The following is a 26,974-nucleotide window of genomic DNA, read 5'->3' on the forward strand; positions in this document are numbered from 1 at the left end:
TCCCCGCCAGGGCCCCCGGACCACCGCCGCTCCGTACACCGAAAGGGCCCGGCGCGGATGCGCCGGGCCCTCCTCAGTGGTGCTGGGTCAGCTGTCGCCGCCGGTCTCGCCGACCGGGGCGGCGTTGACGTCGTCGATCGCGTACTTCTTGGCGGCCTCGGCCGGAACCGTGGTCGCCACCGCGCCGCTGCGGGCGAGCTGCCGCAGCGTGGCCACCACGATCGACTCCGCGTCGACGTGGAAGTGCCGGCGCAGCGCGTGCCGGGTGTCCGACATGCCGAAACCGTCGGTGCCGAGCGACGTGTAGTCGCCGGGTACCCAGCGGGCGATCAGATCCGGTACCGCACGCATGAAGTCGCTGACCGCGACCTTCGGGCCGTCCGCGTCGGCCAGCTTCTGCTGGATGTACGGAACCTTCGCCTCGGCGCCCGGGTTGAGCAGGTTGTACTCCTCGGTCTCCACCGCGTCGCGGCGCAGCTCGGTCCACGAGGTCACCGACCAGACGTCCGCGCCCACACCCCAGTCCTGGGCGAGCAACTGCTGGGCCTTGAGCGCCCACTGCATCCCCGTGCCCGAGGCGAGCAGGTTGGCCTTCGGGCCGTCGACCTGCGGTGCCGGCGAGTAGCGGTAGATGCCCTTGAGCAGGCCCTCCACGTCCACGTCGGCCGGCTCGGCCGGCTGGAGCGTCGGCTCGTTGTAGACAGTCAGGTAGTAGAAGACGTTTTCCTGCGCGTCCCCGTACATCCGGTGCAGACCCTGCTCCAGGATGTGCGCGATCTCGTACGCGAACGCCGGGTCGTACGCCACCACTGCCGGGTTGGTGGCCGCGATCAGCAGCGAGTGCCCGTCCTCGTGCTGAAGGCCCTCACCGTTGAGCGTGGTCCGACCCGCTGTGGCGCCGAGCAGGAAGCCCCGGGCCATCTGGTCGGCCGCAGCCCACAGCCCGTCGGCGGTCCGCTGGAACCCGAACATCGAGTAGAAGATGTACATCGGGATCATCGGCTCGTCGTGCGTGGCGTACGCCGAGCCGGCCGCGGTGAACGAGGCCACCGAACCGGCCTCGTTGATCCCCTCGTGCAGGATCTGCCCGGAGGTCGACTCCTTGTACGACAGGAACAGCTCGCGGTCGACCGAGGTGTAGCGCTGGCCGTGCGGCGAGTAGATCTTCGCGGTCGGGAAGATCGAGTCCAGACCGAAGGTGCGGGCCTCGTCCGGGATGATCGGCACCCAGCGCTTGCCGAACTCCTTGTCCTTCATCACGTCCTTGAGCAGACGGACGAAGGCCTGCGTGGTGGCCACCTTCTGCTTGCCCGAGCCGCGCTTGATGTCGGCGAACCGCTCCGGGCCGGGGATGGCCAGCCGCTTCGTGCTGGTCCGCCGGGACGGCAGGTACCCGCCGAGCTGCTCGCGCCGCTCCTTGAGGTACGTCAGCTCCTCGGACTTCTCGCCCGGGTGGAAGTACGGCGGCAGGTAGGGGTTGTCCTCCAGCGCCTTGTCCGGGATGTCCAGGTAGAGCCGGTCGCGGAAGGTCTTCAAGTCCTCCAGCGTCAGCTTCTTCATCTGGTGGGTCGCGTTGCGGCCCTCGAAGTGCGAGCCGAGGGTCCAGCCCTTGATCGTCTTCGCCAGGATGACGGTGGGCTGACCGGTGTGCTCGGTGGCCGCCTTGTAGGCCGCGTAGAGCTTGCGGTAGTCGTGCCCACCCCGCTTGAGGTTCCAGATCTCGTCGTCGCTGAGCGGCTCGACCATCTTGCGGGTCCGGGAGTCCCGGCCGAAGAAGTGCTCCCGCACGTACGCGCCGGACTCCGCCTTGTAGGTCTGGTAGTCGCCGTCGGTGGTGGTGTTCATCAGGTTGACCAACGCGCCGTCGGTGTCCGCGGCGAGCAGCGGGTCCCACTCACGACCCCAGACGACCTTGATGACGTTCCAGCCGGCACCCCGGAAGAACGCCTCCAGCTCCTGCATGACCTTGCCGTTGCCCCGGACCGGGCCGTCCAGCCGCTGCAGGTTGCAGTTGATCACGAAGGTGAGGTTGTCCAGCTCCTCGCGGGCGGCCACACCGATGGCGCCGAGCGTCTCCGGCTCGTCCATCTCGCCGTCGCCGAGGAACGCCCAGACGTGCTGCTGGGAGGTGTCCTTGATGCCGCGGTGCTGCAGGTACCTGTTGAACCGGGCCTGGTAGATCGCGTTCAGACCGCCGAGGCCCATCGAGACGGTGGGGAACTCCCAGAAGTCCGGCATCAGCCGAGGGTGCGGGTACGAGGGCAGCCCACCGCCGGGGTGCGACAGCTCCTGGCGGAACCCGTCGAGCTGGTGCTCGCTGAGCCGCCCCTCCAGGAACGCCCGCGCGTACATGCCGGGGGAGGCGTGGCCCTGGTAGAAGATCTGGTCGCCACCGCCCGGGTGGTTCTTGCCCCGGAAGAAGTGGTTGAAGCCCACCTCGTAGAGCGACGCCGAGCTGGCGAAGGTGGAGATGTGCCCGCCGACGCCGATCTCCGGGCGCTGCGCCCGGTGCACCAGCATGGCGGCGTTCCACCGGACGTACGCCCGGATCCGCCGCTCGACGTGCTCGTCACCCGGGAACCAGGGCTCGCGCTCGGACGGGATGGTGTTGATGTAATCGGTGGTGGTCAGGGGCGGAACCCCGACCTGGCGCTCACGGGCCCGCTCCAGCAGGCGCAGCATGACGTAGCGGGCGCGTTTGGCGCCGCGTTCGTCGATGACACCGTCAAGCGACTCGACCCATTCGCTTGTCTCTTCAGGGTCGATGTCCGGAAGCTGGCTCGGTAGGCCGTCGCTGATCACCGGGCGCTTGCGTTCCGTAGCCACAGGCGTTCCCTCGGTTGTGTGTGGGATAGGTCTCTAGCGCCATCCTGCCCCCTGGTGGCACCCCTCGTCACGTCTAGGTGCCCCCGACGCGATGCTGAACACAGGTACTCGCCGGTAACTTAGCGCGACGACCGGGTGGAACCTGAGTGGTTTGACCGCCACTCCTACCGTTGCCGACATGAACGGACGCCGTGTCGCGGTCGCCGCGAGCATGATCGTTGTCGGAGTGATCGGCCTGGTCGTCGGCGCGGTCGCCCTCGCCTCCGGCAGCCTGCCGATGGTCGGACTGGTGGCCGTCGGCGCCCTGGTGGCCGTGCTCGGCGTGGGCCTGCTGCGGGACGCGATCCGCGCGGCCCGTCTGAGCGGCCAGTCCGGAGGGCGTCGCCGTCGTCCGGACTCGGACGGCGGCGGGTACGGCTTCTACCCGGTGCCTGCCGGGGATGCCGGGAGCGGGCACGTCGGCCGCCAGCGGGACGGCGACCACGACAGCTCCGACGACACGGAGCCAGCCGGCAGCAGCGGCGATTCCGGGGGCGGCTGGTCCGGCTGGGGCTGGTCCGGCGGTGACTCCGGCGGCGGCTGGTCCGGCGGCGGCGACTCTGGCGGCGGCGGCGGTGGCGGCAGTTCCTGACCGCACCCTGCGGCAGAATGCGACGTATGCGCAGCGACGTGATCACCGTCCAGACCGGGTCCCGGCCGACCGTCCGGGACATCACCGCCGAGGCCCAGCAGTTCGTCTCGGGCGAGAGTGACGGCCTGCTGCACGTCTTCGTGCCGCACGCCACCGCCGGCCTGGCGATCATCGAGACCGGGTCGGGCTCCGACGACGACCTGCTCAGAGCCCTGGACGACCTGCTCCCCACCGACGACCGCTGGCGGCACCGCCACGGCTCGCCCGGCCACGGCCGCGACCATGTGCTGCCGGCGTTCATCCCGCCGTACGCCACAGTGCCGGTGCTCGGCGGCCGGCTGGCGCTTGGCACCTGGCAGTCGATCTGCCTCGTCGACACCAACGGCGACAACCCGACCCGCCAGGTCCGTTTCTCCTTCCTCCCGGCCTGACCGCCGTCCCGGTCCGTCGTCCCGCGCCGCCCTGTGCCTCAAGATCCGCACAACTTCCCCGAAACTGCTGCCTCAGCCCGTGGCGAGGCAACAAGTTCCCTCATGTTGCGCGGATCTTGAGGCGTCGGGCGGGTTACGGGCGAACTGTCTCCTGCTGGACGGTCTGCTGGCCGGGGTCCGCGGATGGCGTGGCAGTGCGGGCCGCTGACGGGAGCGGGTTGTCCGCCGTCTGGTGCAGGCCGGGCACGCGGTCCTCGATCACGAACGAGGCCCGTGTGTACGCGGGCGCGTCCGGCCGAGTGACGTACGGCAGCACGTCGAAGTCGGCCGTGAGCTGCCCCGGAGTGATCGTCGTGCGGACGTACCCCCGCAGGTTGTTCTGGAAGCGCAGGTGCGGGTTGAACGCGAACCACGGGTGCGAGCCGGAGACCGAGTCCGCGCCGTCGCCGGTCGAGGTGATCGACGAGCAGACCAGCTCGGTGCCGACCGTGCGTGAGGTCGGGTCGGAGTAATCCAGCTTGAGGTCGCTGGCCCAGTGGGCGTGCACGTCGCCGGTCAGCACCACCGGGTTGCGTACCCCGGCGCCGAGCCAGCCCCGGGTGATCCGGTCCCGGGAGGCGACGTAGCCGTCCCAGGCGTCCATGCTGGTAACGGTGAGCGGGCCCGCGTTGTTGTCCCGCTGGGCGAAGAAGACCTGCTGGCCCAGGATGTCCCACCGGGCGTCCGACCGGCGGAAGCCGTCCAGCAGCCACGCCTCCTGCTCCGCACCGGTGATGGAACGGGCCGGGTCCGACGCCGCCGCGCAGTCCCGGTAGCCGTCGCCGCAGGCCTGGTCGTCGCGGTACTGCCGGGTGTCGAGCATGTGGAACGTGGCCAGCCGCCCCCAGCGCACCCGACGGTAGAGCTGCATGTCGATGCCCCGGGGGATCGAGGTGCGTCGTAGCGGCATGTTCTCGTAGTACGCCTGGAACGCCGCCGCCCGACGCGTGGGAAACTCGGGGTCCGGCGCCTCGGGCACCTCGTCGGCCCAGTTGTTCTCCACCTCGTGGTCGTCGAACACCACCACCCAGGGCGCCACCGCGTGCGCGGCCTGCAGGTCGGTGTCGGTCTTGTACTGGGCGTGCCGCTGCCGGTAGTTGGCCAGCGTCCGCGTCTCCGGTCCCTCGTGGTCACGCGGGTTGCCACCCGGGATGTTGTACGTGTCCGGGGCGTATTCGTACTGGTAGTCGCCCAGGTGCAGGATCAGCTCCGGCTCGGTCTCGGCGAGGCGGCGGTAGGCGGTGAAGTAGCCGTGCTCGTACTGGGAGCAGGACGCGAAGCCCATCGCCAGGGCGGCCGGCATGCTCGACGGCGAGGGAGCGGTGCGAGTGCGCCCGATCGGCGAGAGGTGTCGCTCGGCGCGGAACCGGTAGAAGTATTCGCGCCCGGGCAGCAGGCCGGCCAGCTCCACGTGCACGCTGTGCGCCGAGCGGGTGCGGGCGACCGAAACCCCACGGCGCACCACGTGCCGGAACCGCTCGTCAGCGGCCAGCTCCCAGTGGACCGGTATGTCGCGGTCCGGCATGCCGCCGAGGCCGTCCTCGGCCAGTGGTTGCGGGGCCAGGCGGGTCCACAGCACGAACCCGTCGTGGTCGGGATCGCCGGAGGCCACACCGAGGGTGAACGGATAGGCCAGCGGCCGGTGGGCCGCCGCCGCGCCGGCCGCCACCGGCAGCCCGGTGACCGCGCCCGCGGCGCCGAGTGCGGCGCCGGACAGCAGGATGGTACGTCGGGACAGTGACACGAAATCCTCCCCAGAATCCGATCTCTCGTGACCAGGGCGTGTTTCAGAAGGGCGGTCGAGCCGAGGTGGAGTCCAGGCGGGCCAGTTCTTCTGAAACACGCCTAGGGGAGCCTCGCGAGCGTTGGTGGCCGGGAGGTGACGACGAGGGCCCCGGCCCGTCGCCGGCAGTCGAACACCGACTATCGCGGTCGATCCGTCAGTGCCGGGCTTCAGTCCTCGCCGAGGAGTTTGATCGATGACCCGGCGGCGAGATGGCGTGCGTACGATGTGGCGGTGGCGCAGCAGGTCGTTCCCGCAACAGGTGAGCCGGTGGATCGGGCCGGTCTCGCCGCCGACGTGGTGCGGCGGATGGCGCACGTCACCGACGCTCTGCGACACCGGCAGGGCTCCGCGTTCGCCGAGTTGGGGCTCACCCCGGCGGCGGCCCGGGCGCTGCGGGAGTTGGACCCGGACCACCCGCTGCCGGCCCGTGATCTCGCCGGTCAGCTGGGTTGCGACCGGTCGAACGTGACGGTGCTGGTCGACAAGCTGGAGCAGGCCGGGCTGGTCGAGCGCCGCACCGACCCGACGGACCGGCGGCAGAAGACGCTGCTGGTGACCGGGGAGGGCCGGGTCGTGCGGGCCCGGGTGATCGAGGTGATGTCCGACTCCCGACTCCTGTCCGGGATGAGCGACGAGGAGCTTGGCACCCTTCGTGACCTGGTCTGGAAGGTGTCCGACGACGGCTGTCCGGAGTCCTGCGGGTCGGAGTGAGCGCACCCCCGCCGGCCGTGTCCCACTGGGCGAGCAGGGCTTCCGTCGGTAATGCTGTCCGACGTGACCACCCCGCAAGATCTCGACGACCGGTTCCGGGAGACGCTGGCGGCGCTGCCTGCCGCCGAGCGGCGGCGTGACCCCGCCGACCCGGTCACCGACGACGCCCCACTGACCGGCGCGCAGGTGCTGGACCTGTTCGACGCGCAGGTGACCAGCCGGCAGCTCGACCTGGCCGGCCGCTGGTTGCGCAGCTTCGGGGAGGGTTTCTACACGATCGGCTCCGCCGGGCACGAAGGCAACGCCGCGGTCGCCGCCGCGCTGCGTCCCACCGATCCGGCGCTGCTGCACTACCGCTCGGGCGCCTTCTACTGCCTCCGCACCTCCCAGGCCGCCGCCGACCCAGCGTTGGCCGCCGACCGAGCCCTGACCGCTGACCCGTCGCGGGCCGCTGACCCGTCGCGGACCGCCGACTCCGGGCCGCCCGCCGGCCCCGAGTCGACAGTCGACGGGGGGCCGACCCCTGGCCCCGAGTCGACCGCCGATCGGGAGCTGTCCGAATCGGAGTCGCCCGGGACCGAACCGACCGTGGCCGCCAACGGGTTCGCCGCCTACGCCGACGCGGCCCGGGACGTGCTGCGCGGGATGGTCGCGTCCAGCCTTGAGCCGATCGCCGGGGGCCGGCACAAGGTGTTCGGCCGGGCCGACCTGGCCATCGTGCCGACCACCTCCACCATCGCCTCGCACCTGCCCCGCGCGGTCGGGATGGGACTGGCCGTGGAGCGGCTGCGCCGGCTGGACAGCGCCGGTCGGCGTACCGGCGCCGGGGTGCGGGTGGGCAGCGGCGCGGGCGCCGCGCACGCCCCCTGGCCACCGGACGCGATTGTGGTCTGCTCCTTCGGTGACGCCTCGGTCAACCACGCCAGCGCCACCGCCGCCTTCAACACCGCCGGGTGGTACGACCACGCCGGGCTGCGGATTCCGGTGCTCTTCGTCTGCGAGGACAACGGGCTGGGCATCAGCGTCCGCTCGCCGGAGGGCTGGGTCGAGGCGACCCTGCGGGCCAAGCCGGGCATCCGCTACTTCAGCGCCGACGGGGCCGACCCGGTGCGGACGTACGAGGTGGCGGCGGAGGCCGCGGCCTGGGTACGCCGCAACCGGCGGCCGGCCGTGCTGCACCTGCGCACCGTACGGCTGATGGGGCACGCCGGCGCGGACGCGGAGTCGGCGTACCGGAGCCCCGCCGAGCTGGCCGAGGACCTGGACCGGGACCCGGTGGCCGCCACCGCGCGGCTGCTGGTCGACGCCGGCGTGGCGACCGGCGAGGAGCTGCTGGCCCGGTACGACGAGACCGGCTGGCAGGTACGCCGGCTGGCCGAGGAGGTGCTGGGCGAGCCGAAGCTGGCCTCCGCGGCCGACGTGGTGTCGACGCTGGCACCCCGCCGTCCGGTGCGGGTGGCGCGGGCGGTGGCCGACGCCGCGGCGCGGGCCAGCGGACCGGGGGCGGGCGCCCGGGCCGAGGCGTTCGGCGGCAAGCCGCCGGAGCTGGCCGGGCCGATGACGCTGGCGCAGAGCATCAACGCCGCGCTCGCCGACGGGATGCTCGACCACCCGCAGATGGCGATCTTCGGGGAGGACGTGGCCGCGAAGGGCGGCGTGTACGGGGTGACGAAGGGGCTGCGCGACCGGTTCGGGGCGGCCCGGGTCTTCGACACCCTGCTCGACGAGACGTCGGTGCTCGGGCTGGGCCTGGGTGCCGGGCTGGCCGGGATGCTGCCGGTGCCGGAGATCCAGTATCTGGCGTACCTGCACAACGCCGAGGACCAGCTGCGCGGTGAGGCGGCCACCATGCGGTTCTTCTCGCAGGGGGCGTTCCGCAACCCGATGGTGGTGCGGGTGGCGGGCCTGGCGTACCAGGAGGGGTTCGGCGGGCACTTCCACAACGACAACTCGGTGGCCGTACTCCGGGATGTGCCCGGTCTGGTGATCGCGGTGCCGGCGCGGCCGGACGATGCCGCGCCCATGCTGCGGACCTGTCTGGCGAGCGCGGCGGTGGACGGCAGTGTCTGCGTGTTCCTGGAACCGATCGCGCTCTACCACACCCGCGACCTGTACGCGGAAGGTGACGGAGAGTGGCTGGCCGGCTATCCGGAGCCGGGTGGCTGGGTGGCCGGGCACGTGCCGATCGGGCGGGCCCGGGTCTACCGGGTGGGCTCGGCGGACGACCTCACCATCATCACTTTCGGTAACGGGGTACGGATGTCGCTGCGGGCCGCGGCCGTCCTCGCCGAGGAGGGGGTGGGCACCCGCGTGGTGGATCTGCGCTGGCTCGCCCCGCTGCCGGTGGCCGACATCATCAGGGAGTCCTCGGCGACCGGCCGGGTGCTGGTGGTGGACGAGACGCGCCGCTCCGGCGGGGTGGGCGAGGGGGTGATCGCCGCGCTGGTCGACGCCGGATATGTCGGTGCCGCGCGTCGAGTGGCGGGAGTTGACTCGTTTGTACCATTAGGTCCGGCAGCACGTCACGTACTGGTCTCCGCGGAAGCCATTACCGACGGTGCCCGTACGCTGCTGGCACGGTAAATTCCGTTCCACCCGGTGCGCCACTTGCGCGCAGACCAACAACTGTGTGGACTTTGCCTGACGGCGTCGCAGCGACGCCGCGAGCAGGGACGAGATGAGGAGGCACGCGACAGTGAGCGCGACCGCTGGTCAGGCCGCCGACGGGGTACGCAGCCTGGCGGACCGGTTCGGAATCGAACCGGGGATGGTCGTCATGGAGATGGGGTACGACGACGACGTCGACCAGAATCTCCGAGACGCCCTGACCGACCGCTGTGGAGATCTGGTCGACGAGGACACCGACGAGGTGGTCGACGCGGTGCTGGTCTGGTACCGGGACGGCGACGGTGACCTCTTCGAGCTGCTCGTCGATGCCCTCGGCCCGCTGGCCGACAACGGCGTCGTGTGGCTGCTCACCCCGAAGGCAGGGCGCGAGGGGCACGTCGAGCCGAGCGAGGTCGCGGAGTCCGCGCCCACCGCCGGCCTTCAGCAGACCTCGACCGTCAACGCCGGCCGGGACTGGAGCGGCGCACGCCTGGTGCTGCGCCGAGGGGCCAAGGCCAAGAAGTAGCCGCCGCCGCTCTCGCTCGCCCGACGGTCCGCCCACCGCCGGGTAGCCGGCTGGTGCCGTTCACCCGACTCGACGCGAGGAGAGTTCGCATGCCCATCGAGGTTGGTGCCGAGGCACCGGACTTCGTGCTCAAGGACCAGAACAACCAGGAAGTCCGACTCTCGGACTTCCGGGGCAGGCGCAGCGTCCTGCTGGTCTTCTACCCGCTCGCCTTCACCGGCACCTGCCAGGGCGAGCTGGGCGAGGTGCGGGACAACCTCGGCGAGTACGTGAACGACGACGTCCAGGTGCTGACCATCAGCGTCGACTCGGCCTACAGCCACAAGATCTGGGCCGACCGTGAGGGCTACCAGTTCCCGATGCTGGCCGACTTCTGGCCGCACGGCGCCGTCGCCCAGGCGTACGGGGTCTTCAACGACGTGGCCGGCTTCGCCAACCGGGGCACCTTCGTCATCGACAGGACCGGCGTGGTCCGCTTCGCCGAGATGAACGGCCCGGGCGAGGCCCGCGACCAGCAGGGCTGGCGCAAGGCCATCGCTGAAGCGACCAGCTGACCGGGGTACGCCGTGCGCCCGGGTCGGTGGCGGGCAGGTAAGCTTGCCAGCCACCGGCCCGCCACACGGGCGATCCGGGCGCGTAGCTCAGTGGGAGAGCACCCGCCTTACAAGCGGGGGGTCGCAGGTTCGAAACCTGCCGCGCCCACACTCCGACCAGTAAGCGAAGAGGGCCACCGGATCACCGGTGGCCCTCTTCGTCTCAGTTGTCGTCTCAGTCGGCCTTCCAGAGCAGCCCGGCGACCTGTGCAGCCATGCCCTCGACCTGGACACCCCATGAAACTGAACGCCGTCCCCGCCGCTGCGCTGCCAAGGCATTTGACCAGTTCCCGAGCGGTTCGGAGCACATCAGGGCAGTCCTTTCGGGCGTCAACGCGACGCGGGGCGGGGCGACCTGAGATCGACTCGACGGCCAGTCCGCGGAGCAGGTGCGGCGACAGCGCCGCTCGCCCTCGGACCTCGGCGCCTGAACACTTTCTCGCCTGATCGGCAATGACAGGTTGAAGCGCCGACTTTGCCGAGGAGGGCCATGGCTTCGGATGCGGATTTGATAGGCCGGTCGCTGGATGGCGATGTCGACGCCTTCGTGGAGGTGGTCGAGCGTCATGAGGTCGCCGTCGGTTCTTACCTCGTTCGCCGGGCGGGGCGGGATGCGGCTGAGGACCTCCTGGGCGAGGTGTGGGTTGCGGCGTTCGAGTCGCGGCGGTTGTACGACCGGTCGTACAACGATGCGCGGCCGTGGCTGTACGGGGTGGCATTGAATCGCTTGCGGCGCTACTGGCGGTCCCGGCCGGCCGAGGACCTGGTCGCGGACGTACCGGACGTGGCTACTGAATGGGATCCGTGGTCGGCGGTGGACCTCGGCGTGGACGCCCGGGCGGTGCTCCGGTCGGCCCTGACGCGGCTCAAACCCGAAGAGCGGGAGGTCCTGAGGCTCGTCGCCTGGGAGGACCTGACCGCAGCCGACGCCGCGCGGGCACTCGGCATACCGGCCGGCACCGCGCGGCGGCTGCTGAGCCAGGCCAGGACGGCATTGCGCGACGCGCCGGGAGTGTCCGCGCTTCTGAAGGACCGCAACAGCGCGAAGGAGAGACACCGATGACAGACGAGCTCGATCTGGTCGGTGCGTTGGGCAGCGCAGAACCACTGCGCCCGGAGGCGTATCAGCGGGCGCGGGCGGTGCTGCGGGCGGCTATGGCCGACCCCGGAACCGTGCGGCTGCTGGGCGCGATATCAGCGGAGGACACGACTATGGAGGCGACTTCAACCATGGAAACGACGACAACCACGCGGGACCACGAATCCAGCCCGGCGATTCAGCGCCGCCGCCGGATCGGTATCGCGGGCCGACTGGGCATCGGCGCCGGGGTGGGGGTTGCCGCCGCGGCGGCAGTCGTCGCTGTGGTGCTCAACTCGCCGGCGACCGGGGGCTTGGAGGCCGGCAAGGATTCGTCGGCCGCCACCTCGGCTTCGACCACCGTCGACGGGTCCGCCGAGCGCGCACCGCTGATGACCCTGGCCGGCTCCATCACGACGATCACCCCGTCGGCGGGCGACGCGTGGCTGGTGAAGGCGACGCAGGTCCACGGCACCAAGACCATGCAGGTCGTCTACACGCTGTACACCGACGGTCACGCGATCTATACGGGCAACAGCGTGCAGGACATCAAGCGTGCGATCGCCCGTAACCAGGACCAGATGACGGACGGCGGGTACGCTCCGCTCCTCAAGGCAGCCGTCGCCGCGGCGGACATCAGCCCGGCCGACGGCCGGACCCAGATGCTCAAGGCGGCCAAGGATCCGCTGGTGGGCCTCGACCCCGCAGCGCAGAAGGCGGTGTGGGACAAGCAGCAGGCCGCCGCCCAGGTGATTATCAAGCAGAAGGGCGGCAACGCCGAGCCGAAGCCGTACAGCCCTCAGGCCGTACAGCGGCACTTCGACAACGCCCTGTGGACGTTCAGCACCCAAGCGCTGTCCGCTGGCGACGGCAACACGCAGGTCCGGGCCGGTGTGTTGCGTCTGCTGTCCACCATCTCCGCGGTCAGCGTCAAGAACTCGACCACCCACGGCAAGGCCACGCTGACGATCACCGCTGGCCCCGAGGTGTTCGGCGGCGGGGTCAGCGAGGTGCTGACCATCGACGCCAAGACCGGCATGCTGGTCAAGGACGTCTCCACCGTGCCGGGCCTCCCCCAGTCCTCCACGACGTACGAATCCTCCCGCGTGACGAAGGCCGACCTGTAGGCCGGGAACTCCCACCCGCCAGCATTGCGGCAGACGGGCGTAACGCGCCCGGCGTTCGATAACGGTGCGGGCCGCCCAGAGGTGGCCCGCACCGTCCTTTTGGTTGTTCGCGCGGCCGAGGGTTGTGTGCACCTGGCAGAAGGCTGCTCACCATCCGGCTGGAGGGTCACCGTAGGAGGCGACCACCTCGGCCTCCGCCCGTTGGTCGGCCACCTCGGCCTCCGCCCGTTGGTCGGCCACCTCGCACACGATCATTCGGGGCGCAGCAGCCTGGCCAGGACGGTACGCAGCGCGTCGGCGGCCTCGCTCCGGGGCATCCGGCCGGCGTCGACTTCCTCGCCCGCGGCGTGGCCGATCTTGATAGTGATCGCGGCCAGCCAGGCGGCCGGGAGTCCTTTGTCGAACTCGCCGCTCGCCTGACCGCGCTGGATCACTCGGTTGATCCGGGCGGCGACCGGCGCGTGGCGTTCTTCGTCGACGTGCGGGCTTACCGGAATTGACGCGATCTGCTGGATGAGGGCCGGGTAGCGCCCGGCGGTCTGGGCGCCGGCCTCGAGGACGCGGATCAGCGCGTCCATAGCGGATCCGTTGTCTGGCTCGGCGGCGTCCATCGCGGCGACGGCCTCGTCGGTGATCCGTCGGACGACGGCTGCCATCAGGTGCTCGCGGGACGGGAAGTGGGCGTAGACAGTCTGCCGGGTCACCCCGGCGGCGCCGGCGATGGCGTCGAGGCTCGCGTCGGGTTGCGCGTCGAGCAGTCGGACCGCCGCGTCGAGGATCGTGCTGTTGTTGCGGCGGGCGTCGGCGCGTCGGTTGCGGTCTGCTGAGCCACTCATCTCTTACACCTTGCCAAAGTTCTCGGAGGTCGATATTTTACAAGCCGTAAAGGTTTGCCGAATCCCGAGCTGACGGTGGTGACATGGGCGTTTTCGCCGACATCGACCCGAAGGAGTTCATCGCCAACTTCTTCACCTCCTTCATGGGCGAGCTGGTTCACGGCGACGAGGATCCGGCAGTGGTCGTCGACCGGTACCACACGCCCGACATTGTGCAGGTCGCCGACGGCAACCTGATGGACCGCGCCAAGCTCATCGCGCACACCCGCCCGGCGCGGAAGCACCAGACCGACGCCCGGTGGGAGGTGCACGAGGCGATAGCGGACGGGGACCGGATCGCTGCCCGCTACACGCTGCATTTCCAGACCTCCAAGCGCGAGGGCAGTGTGGACGTCCACTTCTTCGGGCAGTTCGCGGTCGACGGGCGGATGCGCCGGGCGCACATGCTCACCCGCTCGGTCCCGGTAAAGGCCAACGGTGTCACCCCAGCCGAGGTCAGCTCGGAGCCCTCGCCACCGGAGGCGCCCGACCGAAGGCAGTCGCCGGCATGACCGTCAGCAGCTACCGGGTGATCGGGATGGCCTGCGGACACTGCGCAGGCTTCGTCACCGAGGAGATCGAACGGATTCCCGGTGTCACCGCCGTGGCGGTGGACGTCGAACGCGACACCGCCACGGTGACGAGCGACCGACCTCTCGACATCGCCGAGGTACGTGCCGCAGTCGAGGAAGCCGGCTACGAACTGCCCTGACGTCCAGCGGTACCGCAACTCCAGCCACCCCGGCGCATGCGATCCCCGGCAGCTCAGCAGTTAGGTTCTGGGTTGTGAAGACGATGGGTTGGATGCGGGCGTTCCTGGATGCGGGCACCAAGGGGCGTCCCGAGGGGCCGCCTGAGCCCGAGCCCTCCGCACCCGAGTGCATGTCGCTGCTTGAGTTGGCCCGGTTGCTCGCTGGCCGGGAATACAGCGAGCGAGTTGCCAGTGCGTACGTCGAGGTGGTGACCTTCGCGTCAGCCGACGAGATCGTGGCGATGCTGGAGGTGATGCTGGAGGAGGACTGGATGGGCCTTCCGGTGTGGGCGCGAAACCTCGCGTTCCGGCTGGCCTGCCTCCAACGGCCGGAAGATGTCGAGCTGTTGCGTGTGGCGGCCGCCGACCTGCACGCCTTCGGCCCCGACTGGGATGCGATCGCCGCGGAAATGCGCCGACGAGCCGACCGATTGGACGCCGCGCGGGAACAAGACCCCTCCTGACCTACACGGCGGCGCACCGGGCTGCGGGTGACGAGTCGATCCACCACCACCGGCGACGACGTTCACGTCGGCCACCGCCATGATGGGCGGGTGCAGGACACCGTCGCCGTCGCGCTGATCACCTCACTGTCCACCCTGGCCGCCGCCGCCCTGACCGGGCTGGTCGGAGCGCTCAGCACCCGTCGGCAACTGGCCCACCAGCTCACCGTGGCCCGACAGGAGAGTGTCGAGCGCCGGGCGACGCGTCGGGGCGAGCTGCGGCGGGACGCGTACGTCGGGTTCCTGAGCGCCTGCGACCAGGCGTACCGGCAGTTGGACCGGCGGTGGCTCGACGCCGGCGGGGGTGAGCCGGTGCCCGGCTACGACGAGGCGTACGCGGCGATGCGCGCCGTGGACGAGGCGTACAACCTGGTGTTGCTGGAGGGCCCGGCGGAGGTCGCCGCAGCCGGCCGGGCCGTGTTGACCAGCCTCACCACTGAGTACGCCGACCAGCGGCGGTTCGGCGACGAGCCGGGCGACGGGAGCGCGCCACTGCGGGACCGGCACCGGGAGCGCTGGCTCGCGGCGATCGAGGTACGGACGAAGCGCCGGATCTCGTTCGTCGACGCGGTACGCCCGGTGCTGGATCCCGACGCCGCTCAGTAGCCGGTGGCCGGCGTGTGGCGGCCGTCGAGCCACCGTCGGGTCCGTCGGCGGGTGCCGTAGAGGACGGCCCCGGCGACGAGCACCGTCACCAGTCCCGTCCAGAGCCAGAACCGCCCGCCCACCCCGCCCGGTGGTTCTGCGTCGCGGACTCGTCCGCCGCGGATCACCTGATCGGCGATGTCGACGGCGTTCACCTGGGCGGGCGCGGTCAGCACGGTCCGTGGCGCGGTGGCACCGGGCGTGAGCGCCAACACCCGTACGCTGCTCACCTGCTCGGCCGTCGCGGGCGGCCCGGTCTGCTCCTCCAGGGGACGCTCGGGCGCGTCAGGGTCCTGCTGGTGGGCGGCCACCAGTGCCGAACCGTCCGGTGCCCAGCCGAGCAACCGGACGGAGACCGCCCCGGTCACCGCGGGCAGCCGTAGTGCCTTGCCGTCGCGCCCGGTGCGGGGGTCGACCTGGCGCAGGGTCCACTCGCCGGTGTCCGCCCGACGGGTGGCCAGCGTCAGCGTGGCACCGTCGGGGCTCCACGCACCCTTGCCGGCCAGCCAGGATTCGTCGGGCAGGGGGAACGAGGAGAGTTCCCGACCCTGCGCGTCGGCCACCGTGACAGTGCGGCCGTACTGGTAGGCGAGTCGGCCCGGGGCGGCGGCGACTGTCGACCCGAAGCGCGCCTCCTGCGCGCCGGACGCCAACGCCGTCCAGCGCCCACCGTCCAGGGGGACGATGCTCAGCACCGACGTGTAGGTGGCACCGTCGAAGGCGACGGGCACCTCGTCCCGGACGACCAGCGACGAGCCGTCGGCGGACCAGCCGACCGGCGTGCTCGCCACTGTGTCGGTGACGCTGGACCTGAGGTGCCGGGTCCGGCCGGTGCCCAGGTCGACGACGTCGACGCCGGGCTCGTCCTCTTCGCCGTCGGGTCGGGCGACGTGCTGGCCGTCGGGGGAGAGGTGCACCGTCTCGCCGGCCGCCGCCTCCCCACCCACACGCATGATCCGATAGTTGTCGGAGTCCGCGCCGACCAGCCCGACGATGCTCGTGTTGTTCCACCCGCGCAGGCGTGGCGCGGGGCCGGTGAAGACGACCGAGGCGGACCCGAGCCGGGGACGGTCGGTGACGTGCAGCGTGCCGATCGGCGGCAGGCCGAGCCGGTCGGGCAGCGCGGCGTCCGCGGCGGCCGGGTCGAGGGCAGGGGTACGGGTCAGCGGCACCGTCACCCCGGCCAGCGCGAGCAGCGCCACCGCCCCGGCGGCAGCGGCCAACCGGCGGCGGCGGGAACGACGGGCGGTGGCGAGAGCGCGCTCGTACACCGGGTAGGTGGGCACGTCCTCGGCGGTGGACCGCAGCGCCTCGCGGAGTCGGACGGTCATCGGGTGCTCCTCTCCGCGGTGTCCTGCACCAACTCCGGAGCGACGGCTCGTAGCCGGCGCAGGCCGTCGTGGCCGTGTCGCTTCACGGCACCGACCGAGCAGCCCAGCACCTCGGCGACCTGGGCCTCCGTCAGGTCCTCGTAGTAGCGCAGCACGATCACCGCCCGCTGCCGGGGGCTGAGCTGACGCAGCGCCGCGTTCAGGGTCAGCCGTAGGGTGGTGGCCTCGCTGTGATCCACGTCGGCCCGCTCGGTGGGCGTCGGCTCCAGCCGCTCGACCAGTCGACGGCGTCGCCACCAGGAGATCTGCTGGTGGTACATGACCCGCCGCACGTACGCCTCCGGGTTGCCGTCGCGGACACGCCGCCAGTGCCGGTAGGTCCGGGCGAGGGCTGTCTGCACCAGATCCTCGGCGAGCTGGTGGTCACCGGTGAGCAGGTACGCGGTCCGGCACAGCGCCGGCGAACGATGCACCACGAACTCGTGGAACGACTCGACCATGCCCACCCCCTCGCACAGGAGAAACGCCTCCCGTCCAGGAGATGGTTGAGGCCGGGCGGCGCCGGATGTGCGCGACGACGCCGCCCGGGTTCCTCAGCTGGTGAAGCCGCCGTCCACGTTCACCACCGCACCGGTCACGTAGCCGGCCTCGGGGCTGGCCAGGTGCGCGACGGTGGCGGCGATGTCGGCGGGGCGAGCGTACCGGCCGACGGCGGTGAATCCGCTGATCGCCGCCGCGTTCGGTCCGTCCGCCGGGTTGGCGTCGGTGTCCGTCGGCCCGGGGTTGACCAGGTTGACGGTGATGGCCCGTGGGCCCAGTTCACGGGCCAGGCCCCGGGTCAGCCCGACCAGAGCGGTCTTGCTCATCGCGTAGAGCGTCAACCCGGGAAAGACCGCCCGTTCACCGACGTTGCTGCCGATGCTGATGATCCGTCCACCGTCGCCAAGGTGCCGCAGTGCCGCCCGCGCGGCGACGTACGGTGCCCGGACGTTGACCGCGATCGTCTGCTCCACCTCTGCCGAGCCGAGCTCGTCCAGGGCGCCGACCAGGAACACCGCGGCATTGTTCACCAGGATGTCCAACCGACCCAGTTCGGCGGCCGTCCGGTCGACAGCGCCCTCCACGGCGACCGGGTCGGCGCCGTCCGCCTGGATCGCCAGCGCTCTGCGGCCCAGCGCCTCGATCTGCTTCACCACCATCGCGGCCCGCTCGGCGTCCTGCCGGTAGGTCAGCGCCACGTCGGCCCCGTCCTGTGCCAGGCGCAGGACGATGCCGGCCCCGATGCCTCGGGAACCCCCGGTCACCAGGGCGACCTTGTCGTTGAGTGTCGTCGTCATGCAAACGATCATGTGGCCGAGCCGACCTCCTGTCTGGCGGTCATCGGACGCCTCGCTCCGACCGCCAGGTCCGATACCCGCGATCCTCGACGGCTTGCAACCCGGCGGGCACCCACGGTCTTCGCAACTTCACGGATCCTGCTGCCTCGGCGGCCGCGCAGGCAGCAGGATCACCGAAGTTGCGCGGATCTTGCGAGGTGGGGGAGGGTGGGGCGGGGACTCGGGGAGCGTGGTCGTGGAACTGGCAGGCATTGGCGCGGTGCTGTTCGACATGGACGGCACCCTTGTCGACTCCGACGCCGCCGTCGAGCGGGCCTGGGAGCGGTGGGCCGCCGAGTACGCCGTCGACCCGGCGGCGGCGCTGGCGATCGCGCACGGCAGCCCCGCCGACCGGACCATCCGTCGGCTGCTGCCCGCGCTGGACGAGGCGGCGATCGCCGCTGCCGCGGCCCGGCAGTTGGCGTTGCAGTACGACGACCTGACCGACGTGACTGCCACCCCCGGAGCGCACGAACTGCTGGACGCGCTGGCCCGGTTGGGTTTGCCCTGGGCGGTGGTGACCAGCGCCGACAGGCGGCTCGCCGAGGCCCGGCTCGGCGCCGCCGGCATCAAGGCGCCGGTGCTCGTCACGGTGGAGGACGTCAGCGTCGGCAAGCCGGACCCGGAGGGCTATCTGCGGGGCGCGGCGCTGCTGGGCGTACCCGTGGGGCGGTGCCTGGTCGTCGAGGACGCCGAGGTCGGCCTGCGGGCCGGGCGGGCGGCCGGGGCGATGACCGCCGCCCTGAAGGGCCTCGACGGCGACCTGCGCCTGCCCGACCTGGCCCAACTGGCCCGCCAGTTGGAGTCCACGCCGACGGCACCCTGACCACTGTCAACCAGTGCGCCGTTGAGTCAGCGGCGGCGACCATCACCGCGGTGCTCACCCGCAGGACCCGGTCGGCCATCGGCGGACGCTACCACCGCCGCATCGATGAACGCCACGACGGCCGCTGTGCCCGACGCCGGTTTACGGCGGCAGCGACGCGTACAGCTTGACCAGCTCCGCCAGGTAGTGCTCGGCGGACCAGCCCGTCGCCGCCGCCCGGCCGTCCCGGATCACGCCCGCGCGTAGCTCCCGCCCGGTCAGCAGCCGGGTGAGCAGCGCCCCGAACGCCACCGGGGTGGGCTCGGTGACCGGCCTGGTGGTGCCGGTGCCGGGCCGTTCGGCCAGCCGGGTGTCCACCATGGCCACCGGTAGTCCGTACGCCTCGGCCTCGGCGAGCACCAGACCCTGCGTGTCGGTGGTGGAGGCGAACGCCAGCACGTCCGCCGCCCGGTAGTGGGCGCCGACCCGGTGGCGTGGCACCGGTCGAAGCAGGTGCAGCGCGTCGCTGACGCCGTACCGGCGTGCCATCCGGCGGATCGCGAGCCGGTGCCGCCGGGCACCGAGCAGCACCAGCCGGGCGGCCGGCAACTCGCGGCGGACCTGGGCGAACGCGGCCAGCAGCAGATCCGGGTTCTTCTCCGGTGTGGCCCGGCCCACCGACAGCAGTACCGGCGCGTCCGCCGGGATGCCCAGCCGGGCCCGCAGTCGCCGCCGGTCGTCGGCGTCGGGATGCGGCGCGGCGGCCGGGGTCGGCAGGACCACGATCGGGGTACGCCCCGCCATCGCCGCCATCATCGTCGCGGTCTTCGCCGAAGGGGCGATCAGGACAGTGGTGTGGGCCAGCAGGGTTCGCCCGAGCGCCACCAGTCGGGCCTGTCGACCCGGCCCGGGGTGGGCGAGCGCCCACAGGTCCCGGGCCCGCCAACGCAGGCCCAGCCGCAGCCCGGCGTACGCGGCCCCGATCGGGATCTCCGGGTAGTGCGCGGCGTACGCGACGAGGTCGGTGTGCCAGGTCAGCACGGTCGGTACGCCCCGGGTGGCGGCCCAGCGCAGGCCGGCGACGCCGAGCGGACCGGTGGTGTGCACGTGCACCACGTCGGCCGGTGCATGGGGCGGCCGGGGCAGCACCAGCCGGTACGGCCGGGTCGGCACCGACAGCGAGGGCACCTCGCCCGGTTGGCGGCGATGCCGGGACAGTGGGCCGGGGCAGTACAGCACGACCCGGTGCCCGGCGGCGCGCAGCAGCGCCACTGTGGTGCCGACCGAGGTGGCCACCCCCTCCGGGTTGGTGAGGTGGCTGTCGCTGACGTGGGCGATCCGCACTGTGCCATCGTGGCCGGGCCGCGCACCCCCGCCGACCCGTCCGCCCCGGGCGGGGAAACAGTTGGCGTGGCCGGGCGTGTTCTGCTGCACTACCCGCTCGCGACGACGAAGGGGAGACGCGGTGGAGTTGACGTTGACGCCGATGACGGCCCAGGAGCTGGACCGCCTGCTGGGGTCACTGGAGCAGGGGTACGCCGAGGACCTGGTGGCGCACCGGGGGATGACCCCGGAGGCGGCCCTGGAACGGTCGGTCAGCAAGATTCGGGAGTCGCTGCCGGCGGGCGCGGCCACCGACGGGGCGCTGCTGCGGGTGGGCCGGATCGGTGACACCGAGGTCGGCTGGATCTGGGTGACAGTGCCGACGGCCGCTGCCCCGGAACAGGCGTGGATCCACAACATCGAGGTGCACGAGGAACACCGGGGACACGGGTACGCGCGGCGGATGATCCAGCTCATCGAGGCCGAACTCGCCCAGCTCGGCGTGCCCGAGCTGGGGCTGAACGTCTTCGGTACGAACGCCGTGGCGATCGGCCTCTACCGCAGTCTGGGCTTCGAGGTCACCTCGCAGCAGATGGCGAAGCGCCTCACCCGGGCGAGCTGAACCGGTCGGCGCCGACCCCGGGGGACGGGTCCCTTCGGCAGGACTGTTCACCTGCCCAGCGGGAAACCGGCGCGGACCGCACCTGGGGAGGAGCGACGGATGACGCACGGCGCCGGACTGACCATCGGTGTGCTGGGCTCGTACGGTGGGCGAAACCTCGGCGACGAGGCGATCCTCACCGGCCTGCTCACCGATCTGCGTACACAGGAACCGAACGCCCGGATCATCGTCTTCTCCCGGAACCCGGAGCACACCCGAGCCGCCCACCCGGATGTCGAAGCGGTGCCCTGGGAGGGCGTGAGCCGTACCGACTCGGCCCTGGTCCTGGCCCAGCTCGACCTGCTCATCCTGGGCGGCGGTGGCATCCTCTACGACCGGGAGGCCCGCCGCTACCTGCGGGTGGTCCGGGTCGCCCAGGAGCGGGGCCTGCCCCTGATCACGTACGCGGTGGGGGTCGGGCCGCTCAGCGACGGGGTGGACACCGGCATGGTCCGGGAGACGCTCTCCAGCGCGATCCAGGTGACCGTCCGGGACCAGGAGTCCCGGATGGTGCTGGAGGAGGCCGGCCTGCTGAACCCCATCACCGTCACCGCGGACCCGGCGTTCCTCCTGCAACCCGAGGAGTTCCCGGCCCACCTGCTGGCCGAGGAGGGTGTGCCGGTCGGCAAGCGGTTGGTCGGGATCAGCGTGCGGGAGCCGGGCCGCGCCGCCGAACGCCTCGACGTGGACGGTTACCACCGGCTGCTGGCCCAGATCGGTGACTTCCTGGTGCACCGGATCGACGCGTACGTGCTGTTCGTGCCGATGGAGCGCGACGACATTCGACATGCCCACGGGGTGCTGTCGCACATGGTCGCCGCCGAGCGGGGTCGAATCCTGCACGGCACCTACTCTCCGCAGCAGGTGCTGGGGTTGATGCGCCACTTCGACCTGGCCGTCGGCATGCGCCTGCACTTCCTGATCTTCGCGGCGATGGTCGGTACGCCGTTCCTGCCCCTGCCGTACGCCGGCAAGGTCTTCGACCTTGCCCAACGGCTCGGTGTGCCGGCGCTACGCGGCGTGGAACGCGAGGTCGAGGGGCCGCTGCTGGCCGAGGTCGACCGACTGTGGGACGAGCGGGAGCAACGCGCCGAGGCCACCGCACGGCGGGTGGCTGAGGTGTGCGATCAGGCGCGGGGCACCTCGGAGGTCACCCGCGGCGTGTTGGAGAGCCTGCGCAGCCAGTCCTTCACCCGGGTCTGAGCGGGGCGGGTCACACCGCCGGGCCGGTCCACCGGTAGCGCCACTCGCGGGCCTCCTCGCGGGCGGTCTCCAACTCGTAGATCTGCGCGTCGGCCAGCCCACCGGAGCCGAGGTGGTGGTGGGTCAGCGGCGGACGGCCGTTGCTGTCCAGTTCGACGGTGATGGTCTCGCCGTCCGCCGTGCCGCCGACGAGAAGGATCTGCACGGATGAAGCCATGCGCCCATCCTGCCCGGCGTGACGCCTGCCCGCAGCGGATAGCGGGGCAGCGGGGGATCCCGGCCCGTGACTAGGGTCGGTGGATGGAGCAGACGATCGATCCCACGCTCGGTCCGGTGCTCGCCCGCACCGGCGACGAGCGCGCCGTCCTGACCTCGTTCCTCGACTTCCACCGGGCCGTGCTGCTGCGCAAACTGCGCGGTCTCTCCGACGCCGACGCCCGCCGCCGGCTGGTGCCCTCGGCGACCACGCTCGTCGGGCTGGTCAAGCACCTGACAGTGGTCGAGCGGAACTGGTTCCCGACCCTGCTGGCCCCCGAGCCCGGCGACGTCTACCTGACCTCGGAGGAGGACGCCGTCGCCAGCTTCACGCTCGACGAGCAGGAGACCATCGTCGGGCTCACCGAGGCGTACGAGCGGGCCTGCGCCCGTTCCCGGGAGGTCGCCGCGAGCGTCGACCTCGACCACGTGGTGCCGCACCCGCAGCTCGGTGAGGTGTCGGTGCGCTGGATCCTGGTGCACATGATCGAGGAGACGGCCCGGCACGCGGGCCACGCCGACATCCTGCGCGAGCTGACCGACGGCGAGTGCGGCGCGCTCTGAACCCGGGGTCGGCGCAGGCCGTCGGCGGTCAACCGGTGGGCAACAGGCCCGGCGGGTATTCCATCCCGTCATGCGTGCAGGCCGCAGCGGCAACCCGCGCCGCGTACCGGGCGGCACGCGGCAGTGGCTCGCCGCGCAACCGGGCGGCGATCAGGCCGGCCGCGAAGGCGTCGCCGGCCCCGTTGCTGTCCACCACCGGCTTTTCCGCGGCGGCGGGCGGCACGGGCACCGCCGTTCCGTCGCCCGGGTACAGTTCGGCGCCGTCCGCGCCGCGGGTCACCACCACCGTCCGGGGCGCCAGCGTGCCGGCGAGCGACGCGGCCCGGTCGCCCAACCGCACCGTGCTCAGCAGCACCAGGTCGGCGACCTCGGCGAACGGCCGATGGTAGGTGTTCTCGCCGTCCCAGTCGTGCAGGTCGGTGGAGAGGGCCACGCCCGCCGGAGCGGCGGCCCGCACGGCGGGCAGCAACGGCACCACCCAATCCATGATCGAAAGGTGTACGTGCCGGGCGTCGCGGACCAGCGCGGCCAGCTCGGTGGCGGGAAACGGTGGAACGCCCTGCCATGGGCGCGGGTCGTACAACGACGTGCGCCGCCCGCCCGGTTCCACCAGGTTCACCGATCGGCGGGTGCCGCCCCGGTGCTCGGCCAGCAGCGCCGGCACCTCGGCCCGGGTCAACGCCGCCCGGACCAGCTCACCGGCCGGGTCCGCACCGAGGGTGTCGACAACCAGTACGCGCAGGCCGAGCGCCCGGGCGGCCAACGCCACCCCGGCCCCGGTGTTGCCGATCCGCAGCTCGATCGGCTCGACGGTGTGGGAATCGGCAGCCGGCAGCGGCAGCGCGGGCACCCGTACCCGCACGTCCACCCCGAGCCCGCCAAGAACCAGCAGATCGATCACGAAGCCGACGCTAGCCCGTTGCCGCTCGCACCTCCAGCGCCCCGCGATCTTGCGGTTTCTGTTGCGACAAAAGGCGCATCGTTCGCAGAACGCCAACACGAACGGCAAGATCGCGCAGGTGGGGGGCGTCGGTCCGGTCAGCGGGGCCGCCTATCCTGGGGGCGGGCGGCGACTAGGGGGAGCAGGTGCTGGTCATCCACGGGCTGTGGTTGCCCGGCGACAGCTCGACCGGCGGCCTCGCCGTCTGGGCCGAGGACAGCACCGCACCGATTCCCGCTGCGCGTTCGGGCCGACCGGCCCGGGAACGCCAGCACCCCTTCGCCGCCGGGCACACCGACCTCGCCGCCGCCCTCGCCGACACCGCCGAGCCGACCCGGCCGGACACCGCGCTGCTCACCCTGCCCACCCTGGCGGGCGCGCCGACCGACTCACCCGAGCTGATCCGGGCCACCGTCGCACCCGCGGCCCGCGGCCGGCTCACAGTGGCCGGGTGGCGGGTCCCCATCCTGGTGTACGCCCCGGACGACGCCCTGTCGCTGCTACAAGCCCTGGACGACATCCCGGCGGTGCCCGGTGCCACCCTGCGGCACCTCGCCGAGCTGGCCGACTTCGCCGCCGACCTGGTGACCCGTGGCCGCGTCCTCCCCGGCGTGCGCACGACGACGGGTGACCAGCCGCCCGGCGGGGCCGCGATGTCGGGCGACCAGACGGCAGGCCGCCAGACGGCCGGCGCCGGCGTCACGGCGGCGTCGGGTGCTGCCGAGCAGGTGCCCGCGCAGGCGGTGTGGCGTCCGCTGCTGACCGGCACCGACGCCGCCTGGGCGCGGTCGCTGGCGCTGGCCCTGCCACCCGCCGCCCGAGCCGCCGTCCTGCCGCCCGCTACCGAGTTGACCGCCGCCGCGCTGGTCGCGGATGCGCTCGACGCGCTGACCGACGCCGCCGCGCGGGCTGCGCTGGCGACCACCACGCTGGCCCGAGGGCTGCGCCCGGGCGGCCCGGCACCGGCCTGGTTGGCCGCGCTCGCCGGCCCGCAGCGGGACTTCACCATCGACCCGGCCGGGTTGACCGCCCTCGCCGCCGAACTGGACGCGTGGCAGCGCGACGCCGCCGGTGGCCCGGTGCGGGCCAGTTTCCGCCTGGTGGAACCGGCCCCCGACGAGGTCACCGAACCGATCCTGGCCACCCGGGCGGTGCCCGCCGACAGCGTGCCGGTGCCGGTGCCCGCCGAGAACGTGCCGGTGCCGGTCGATTCGCCCGGTGGTGGGCGCTGGCGGCTGGAGTTCGGGTTGCAGGCCGCGGACGAGCCCGGCCTGCACGTCGACGCCGCGGAGATCTGGCGGGCGCCGCATTTGCTCGGCGGCCTGGCCGGCCGGACCGCCAGCCCGCAGGAGACGCTCCTCGCCGAGCTGGGCCGGGCCAGCCGGCTCTGGCCGGACCTGGACGCCGCGCTGCGGACCGCCGCCCCGGAGGCGATGGAACTGGACGTCGAGGGGGCGCACCGGTTCCTCAGCGCGGGCGCCCCGGTGCTGCACGCTGCCGGTTTCGGGGTGCTGCTGCCGTCGTGGTGGCAGCGTCCGTCGGCGCGCCTAGGTGCTCGACTGAAGGCGCGCAGCCGTACCGCGCCGGGCACCGTGGGTGGCACCGACGCCGGGGTCGGTCTGGACGCCCTGGTCGACTACCGCTGGGAGATCGCGCTCGGGGACCAGCCGCTCTCCGCCGAGGAGTTGGCAACGCTGGCCGAGATGAAGACCCCGCTGGTACGGCTGCGCGGCCGGTGGGTGGAGCTGGACCCCGGGCGGCTCGCCGCAGGCCTCCGCCTGCTCCGCTCCGCGGGCGAGTTGACAGTCGCCGACCTGCTCCGGCTCGGGCTGGCCGACGGCGACGCCACCGGCGCGCTGCCGGTGCTGGAGGTGACAGCCGACGGGGCGCTGGGCGACCTGCTCGCCGGCGCGGTCGAGCGGCGACTCACCCCGCTGGACCCGCCGCCGGGCTTTCAGGGAACGCTGCGGCCGTACCAGCAGCGCGGGCTGGCCTGGCTGGCCTTCCTGCGCTCGCTCGGCCTGGGTGGTGTGCTCGCCGACGACATGGGGCTGGGCAAGACTGTGCAACTGCTCGCGCTGCTCGCCGGGGACCCGCCGGAGGCCGGGCCGACCCTGCTGGTCTGTCCGATGTCGCTGGTCGGCAACTGGCAGCGGGAGGCGGCGCGGTTCACCCCGGGGCTGCGGGTGCACGTACACCATGGTGCCGAGCGGGCGCGGGGGGCGGAGTTCACAGCGGCCGCGCACGGCGCGGACCTGGTCCTCACCACCTACTCGGTGGCTGCCCGCGACGCCGCCGACCTGGCCGGCATCGACTGGCACCGGGTGGTGGTGGACGAGGCGCAGGCGATCAAGAACGCGTCGACCCGGCAGGCCGAGGCGGTTCGCGCGCTGCCCGCCCGGCAACGGGTGGCGGTGACCGGTACGCCGGTGGAGAACCGCCTCGCCGACCTCTGGTCGATCATGCAGTTCGCCAACCCGGGACTGCTCGGGCCGGCCGCGACGTTCCGCAAGCGGTTCGCCGAGCCGATCGAGCGGCACGGCGACGCCGAGGCCGCGGAGCGGCTACGCCGGATCACCGGCCCGTTCGTGTTGCGCCGGCTCAAGACCGACTCGTCGATCATCTCGGACCTGCCGGAGAAGCTGGAGATGGAGGTGCTCTGCAACCTCACCGCCGAGCAGGCCGCGCTGTACCGGGTGGTGGTCGACGACATGCTCGCCCGGATCGAGACCAGCGACGGCATCGAGCGTCGCGGCCTGGTGCTGGCCACCATGACCCGGCTCAAGCAGGTCTGCAACCACCCCGCCCAGCTGCTGCGCGACGGCTCGCCGCTGGAGGGCCGCTCCGGAAAGCTGGCCCGGCTCACCGAGATCCTGGAGGAGGTGTTGGCGGCGGGGGAGCGGGCGCTGCTCTTCACCCAGTACGCCGAGTTCGGTGCGATGTTGCGCGGTCACCTGTCGGCGCGGTTCGGCCGGGAGGTGCTGTTCCTGCACGGTGGTCTCGGCAAGGCCGAGCGGGACGCCCTGGTGCAGCGTTTCCAGTCGGCGGAGGGTCCGCCGCTGTTCGTCCTGTCACTCAAGGCCGGCGGCACCGGGTTGACCCTGACCGCCGCGAACCACGTCGTGCACGTGGACCGGTGGTGGAACCCGGCGGTCGAGGACCAGGCCACCGACCGGGCGTTCCGGATCGGGCAGCGCCGACGTGTGCAGGTCCGCAAGTTCGTCTGCGCCGGCACGGTCGAGGAGAAGGTGGCCGCGCTGATCGCCGACAAGCGCAGCCTCGCCGAGCGGGTGGTCGGCACCGGCGAACAGTGGATCACCGAGCTGTCCACCGGACAGCTGCGGGACCTGTTCGCCCTGGAAGCCGGCGCGGTGGTGGAGTGAGCGA

At 72.1% G+C, this 26,974-nt stretch carries 26 protein-coding genes and 1 tRNA gene; 18 read left to right on the forward strand and 9 right to left on the reverse strand.

What is annotated here, in order from left to right:
• Positions 1–87 precede the first annotated feature (87 nt).
• Positions 88–2,826, reverse strand: coding sequence for a pyruvate dehydrogenase (acetyl-transferring), homodimeric type (aceE, locus tag OH804_RS01275; RefSeq protein ID WP_196919133.1), 2,739 nt, complete (start codon positions 2,824–2,826; stop codon positions 88–90).
• A 178-nt stretch (positions 2,827–3,004) separates the two neighbouring features.
• Between aceE and OH804_RS01280 the strand changes: the two genes are divergently transcribed.
• Positions 3,005–3,457 carry a hypothetical protein gene (locus OH804_RS01280; protein WP_406062213.1) on the forward strand — a complete coding sequence of 151 codons (453 nt, stop codon included), beginning with the start codon at positions 3,005–3,007 and terminating at the stop codon, positions 3,455–3,457.
• A 26-nt stretch (positions 3,458–3,483) separates the two neighbouring features.
• Entirely contained in the window at positions 3,484–3,888 is a 405-nt protein-coding gene (locus tag OH804_RS01285; protein WP_406062215.1) for a secondary thiamine-phosphate synthase enzyme YjbQ, read from the forward strand.
• 133 nt (positions 3,889–4,021) lie between these two features.
• On the opposite strand, the gene OH804_RS01290 is transcribed toward OH804_RS01285, so the two are convergent.
• Positions 4,022–5,671, reverse strand: coding sequence for an alkaline phosphatase D family protein (locus OH804_RS01290; RefSeq protein WP_406062217.1), 1,650 nt, complete (start codon positions 5,669–5,671; stop codon positions 4,022–4,024).
• Positions 5,672–5,944: 273 nt separating this feature from the next.
• Between OH804_RS01290 and OH804_RS01295 the strand changes: the two genes are divergently transcribed.
• From OH804_RS01295 to OH804_RS01325, 7 genes are all read left to right on the forward strand, one after another.
• The gene (locus tag OH804_RS01295; protein ID WP_372432921.1) at positions 5,945–6,424 is read left to right on the forward strand and encodes a MarR family winged helix-turn-helix transcriptional regulator; all 480 of its coding nucleotides are present in this window, start codon (positions 5,945–5,947) and stop codon (positions 6,422–6,424) included.
• 51 nt (positions 6,425–6,475) lie between these two features.
• Positions 6,476–9,007: a thiamine pyrophosphate-dependent enzyme gene (locus OH804_RS01300; RefSeq protein ID WP_406062219.1), complete on the forward strand. Its 2,532-nt coding sequence runs from the start codon at positions 6,476–6,478 to the stop codon at positions 9,005–9,007.
• Positions 9,008–9,119: 112 nt separating this feature from the next.
• Positions 9,120–9,557, forward strand: coding sequence for a DUF3052 domain-containing protein (locus OH804_RS01305; protein WP_196919128.1), 438 nt, complete (start codon positions 9,120–9,122; stop codon positions 9,555–9,557).
• 89 nt (positions 9,558–9,646) lie between these two features.
• Positions 9,647–10,111 (forward strand): peroxiredoxin, encoded by a 465-nt coding sequence (locus OH804_RS01310; RefSeq protein ID WP_196919126.1) that lies wholly within the window; start codon positions 9,647–9,649, stop codon positions 10,109–10,111.
• Between the two features lie 76 nt (positions 10,112–10,187).
• Positions 10,188–10,259 (forward strand) — tRNA-Val (locus tag OH804_RS01315).
• Positions 10,260–10,640: 381 nt separating this feature from the next.
• Positions 10,641–11,213 carry an RNA polymerase sigma factor gene (locus OH804_RS01320; RefSeq protein WP_196919124.1) on the forward strand — a complete coding sequence of 191 codons (573 nt, stop codon included), beginning with the start codon at positions 10,641–10,643 and terminating at the stop codon, positions 11,211–11,213.
• Positions 11,210–12,355: a hypothetical protein gene (locus tag OH804_RS01325; protein ID WP_406062222.1), complete on the forward strand. Its 1,146-nt coding sequence runs from the start codon at positions 11,210–11,212 to the stop codon at positions 12,353–12,355. The genes OH804_RS01320 and OH804_RS01325 overlap by 4 nt, the downstream gene beginning before the upstream one ends.
• Before the next feature lie 251 nt (positions 12,356–12,606).
• Here OH804_RS01325 and OH804_RS01330 read toward each other — a convergent pair whose 3' ends face one another.
• Entirely contained in the window at positions 12,607–13,191 is a 585-nt protein-coding gene (locus OH804_RS01330; protein ID WP_196919121.1) for a TetR/AcrR family transcriptional regulator, read from the reverse strand.
• A gap of 83 nt (positions 13,192–13,274) precedes the next feature.
• On the opposite strand from OH804_RS01330, the gene OH804_RS01335 reads away from it, so the two are divergent.
• From OH804_RS01335 to OH804_RS01350, 4 genes are all read left to right on the forward strand, one after another.
• Positions 13,275–13,742 (forward strand): nuclear transport factor 2 family protein, encoded by a 468-nt coding sequence (locus OH804_RS01335; protein WP_196919120.1) that lies wholly within the window; start codon positions 13,275–13,277, stop codon positions 13,740–13,742.
• Positions 13,739–13,942, forward strand: coding sequence for a heavy-metal-associated domain-containing protein (locus OH804_RS01340; RefSeq protein ID WP_196919118.1), 204 nt, complete (start codon positions 13,739–13,741; stop codon positions 13,940–13,942). Before OH804_RS01335 ends, OH804_RS01340 begins: the two co-directional genes overlap by 4 nt.
• A 92-nt stretch (positions 13,943–14,034) precedes the next feature.
• On the forward strand, positions 14,035–14,445 hold the full coding sequence (locus tag OH804_RS01345; protein ID WP_406062225.1) for a hypothetical protein: 411 nt from the start codon (positions 14,035–14,037) through the stop codon (positions 14,443–14,445).
• Positions 14,446–14,535: 90 nt separating this feature from the next.
• Entirely contained in the window at positions 14,536–15,090 is a 555-nt protein-coding gene (locus tag OH804_RS01350) for a hypothetical protein (RefSeq protein WP_406062227.1), read from the forward strand.
• Here the strand turns inward: OH804_RS01350 and OH804_RS01355 are convergent.
• The 3 genes from OH804_RS01355 to OH804_RS01365 form a co-directional block, all read right to left on the reverse strand.
• Positions 15,084–16,460 carry a hypothetical protein gene (locus OH804_RS01355; RefSeq protein ID WP_406062229.1) on the reverse strand — a complete coding sequence of 459 codons (1,377 nt, stop codon included), beginning with the start codon at positions 16,458–16,460 and terminating at the stop codon, positions 15,084–15,086. The genes OH804_RS01350 and OH804_RS01355 overlap by 7 nt on opposite strands.
• A complete protein-coding gene (locus tag OH804_RS01360; protein ID WP_406062231.1) occupies positions 16,457–16,960 on the reverse strand; it encodes a SigE family RNA polymerase sigma factor in 504 nt (167 codons plus the stop codon). The genes OH804_RS01355 and OH804_RS01360 overlap by 4 nt, the downstream gene beginning before the upstream one ends.
• A 93-nt stretch (positions 16,961–17,053) precedes the next feature.
• On the reverse strand, positions 17,054–17,797 hold the full coding sequence (locus OH804_RS01365; protein WP_406062233.1) for an SDR family NAD(P)-dependent oxidoreductase: 744 nt from the start codon (positions 17,795–17,797) through the stop codon (positions 17,054–17,056).
• A 235-nt stretch (positions 17,798–18,032) separates the two neighbouring features.
• Between OH804_RS01365 and OH804_RS01370 the strand changes: the two genes are divergently transcribed.
• Positions 18,033–18,662 carry an HAD-IA family hydrolase gene (locus OH804_RS01370; RefSeq protein WP_406062235.1) on the forward strand — a complete coding sequence of 210 codons (630 nt, stop codon included), beginning with the start codon at positions 18,033–18,035 and terminating at the stop codon, positions 18,660–18,662.
• Between the two features lie 141 nt (positions 18,663–18,803).
• Here the strand turns inward: OH804_RS01370 and OH804_RS01375 are convergent, their stop codons facing one another.
• On the reverse strand, positions 18,804–19,985 hold the full coding sequence (locus OH804_RS01375; RefSeq protein WP_406062237.1) for a glycosyltransferase: 1,182 nt from the start codon (positions 19,983–19,985) through the stop codon (positions 18,804–18,806).
• Between the two features lie 121 nt (positions 19,986–20,106).
• On the opposite strand from OH804_RS01375, the gene OH804_RS01380 reads away from it, so the two are divergent.
• Both OH804_RS01380 and OH804_RS01385 read left to right on the forward strand, forming a co-directional pair.
• Positions 20,107–20,586, forward strand: coding sequence for a GNAT family N-acetyltransferase (locus OH804_RS01380; RefSeq protein ID WP_406062239.1), 480 nt, complete (start codon positions 20,107–20,109; stop codon positions 20,584–20,586).
• 99 nt (positions 20,587–20,685) lie between these two features.
• Positions 20,686–21,828, forward strand: a complete 1,143-nt coding sequence (locus OH804_RS01385; protein ID WP_196919106.1) for a polysaccharide pyruvyl transferase family protein — start codon at positions 20,686–20,688, stop codon at positions 21,826–21,828.
• A 10-nt stretch (positions 21,829–21,838) separates the two neighbouring features.
• Here the strand turns inward: OH804_RS01385 and OH804_RS01390 are convergent, their stop codons facing one another.
• Positions 21,839–22,045, reverse strand: a complete 207-nt coding sequence (locus tag OH804_RS01390; RefSeq protein WP_196919104.1) for a hypothetical protein — start codon at positions 22,043–22,045, stop codon at positions 21,839–21,841.
• Between the two features lie 83 nt (positions 22,046–22,128).
• On the opposite strand from OH804_RS01390, the gene OH804_RS01395 reads away from it, so the two are divergent.
• Entirely contained in the window at positions 22,129–22,647 is a 519-nt protein-coding gene (locus OH804_RS01395) for a DinB family protein (RefSeq protein ID WP_406062241.1), read from the forward strand.
• Positions 22,648–22,675: 28 nt separating this feature from the next.
• On the opposite strand, the gene OH804_RS01400 is transcribed toward OH804_RS01395, so the two are convergent.
• Positions 22,676–23,548, reverse strand: a complete 873-nt coding sequence (locus tag OH804_RS01400; RefSeq protein WP_406062243.1) for a carbohydrate kinase family protein — start codon at positions 23,546–23,548, stop codon at positions 22,676–22,678.
• Between the two features lie 185 nt (positions 23,549–23,733).
• Here OH804_RS01400 and OH804_RS01405 point away from each other — a divergent pair, with 185 nt between their 5' ends.
• Positions 23,734–26,970: an SNF2-related protein gene (locus OH804_RS01405; RefSeq protein WP_406062245.1), complete on the forward strand. Its 3,237-nt coding sequence runs from the start codon at positions 23,734–23,736 to the stop codon at positions 26,968–26,970.
• Positions 26,971–26,974 lie beyond the last annotated feature (4 nt).

The organism is Micromonospora sp. NBC_00860, assembly GCF_045207375.1.
GTDB lineage: Bacteria > Actinomycetota > Actinomycetes > Mycobacteriales > Micromonosporaceae > Micromonospora > Micromonospora vinacea.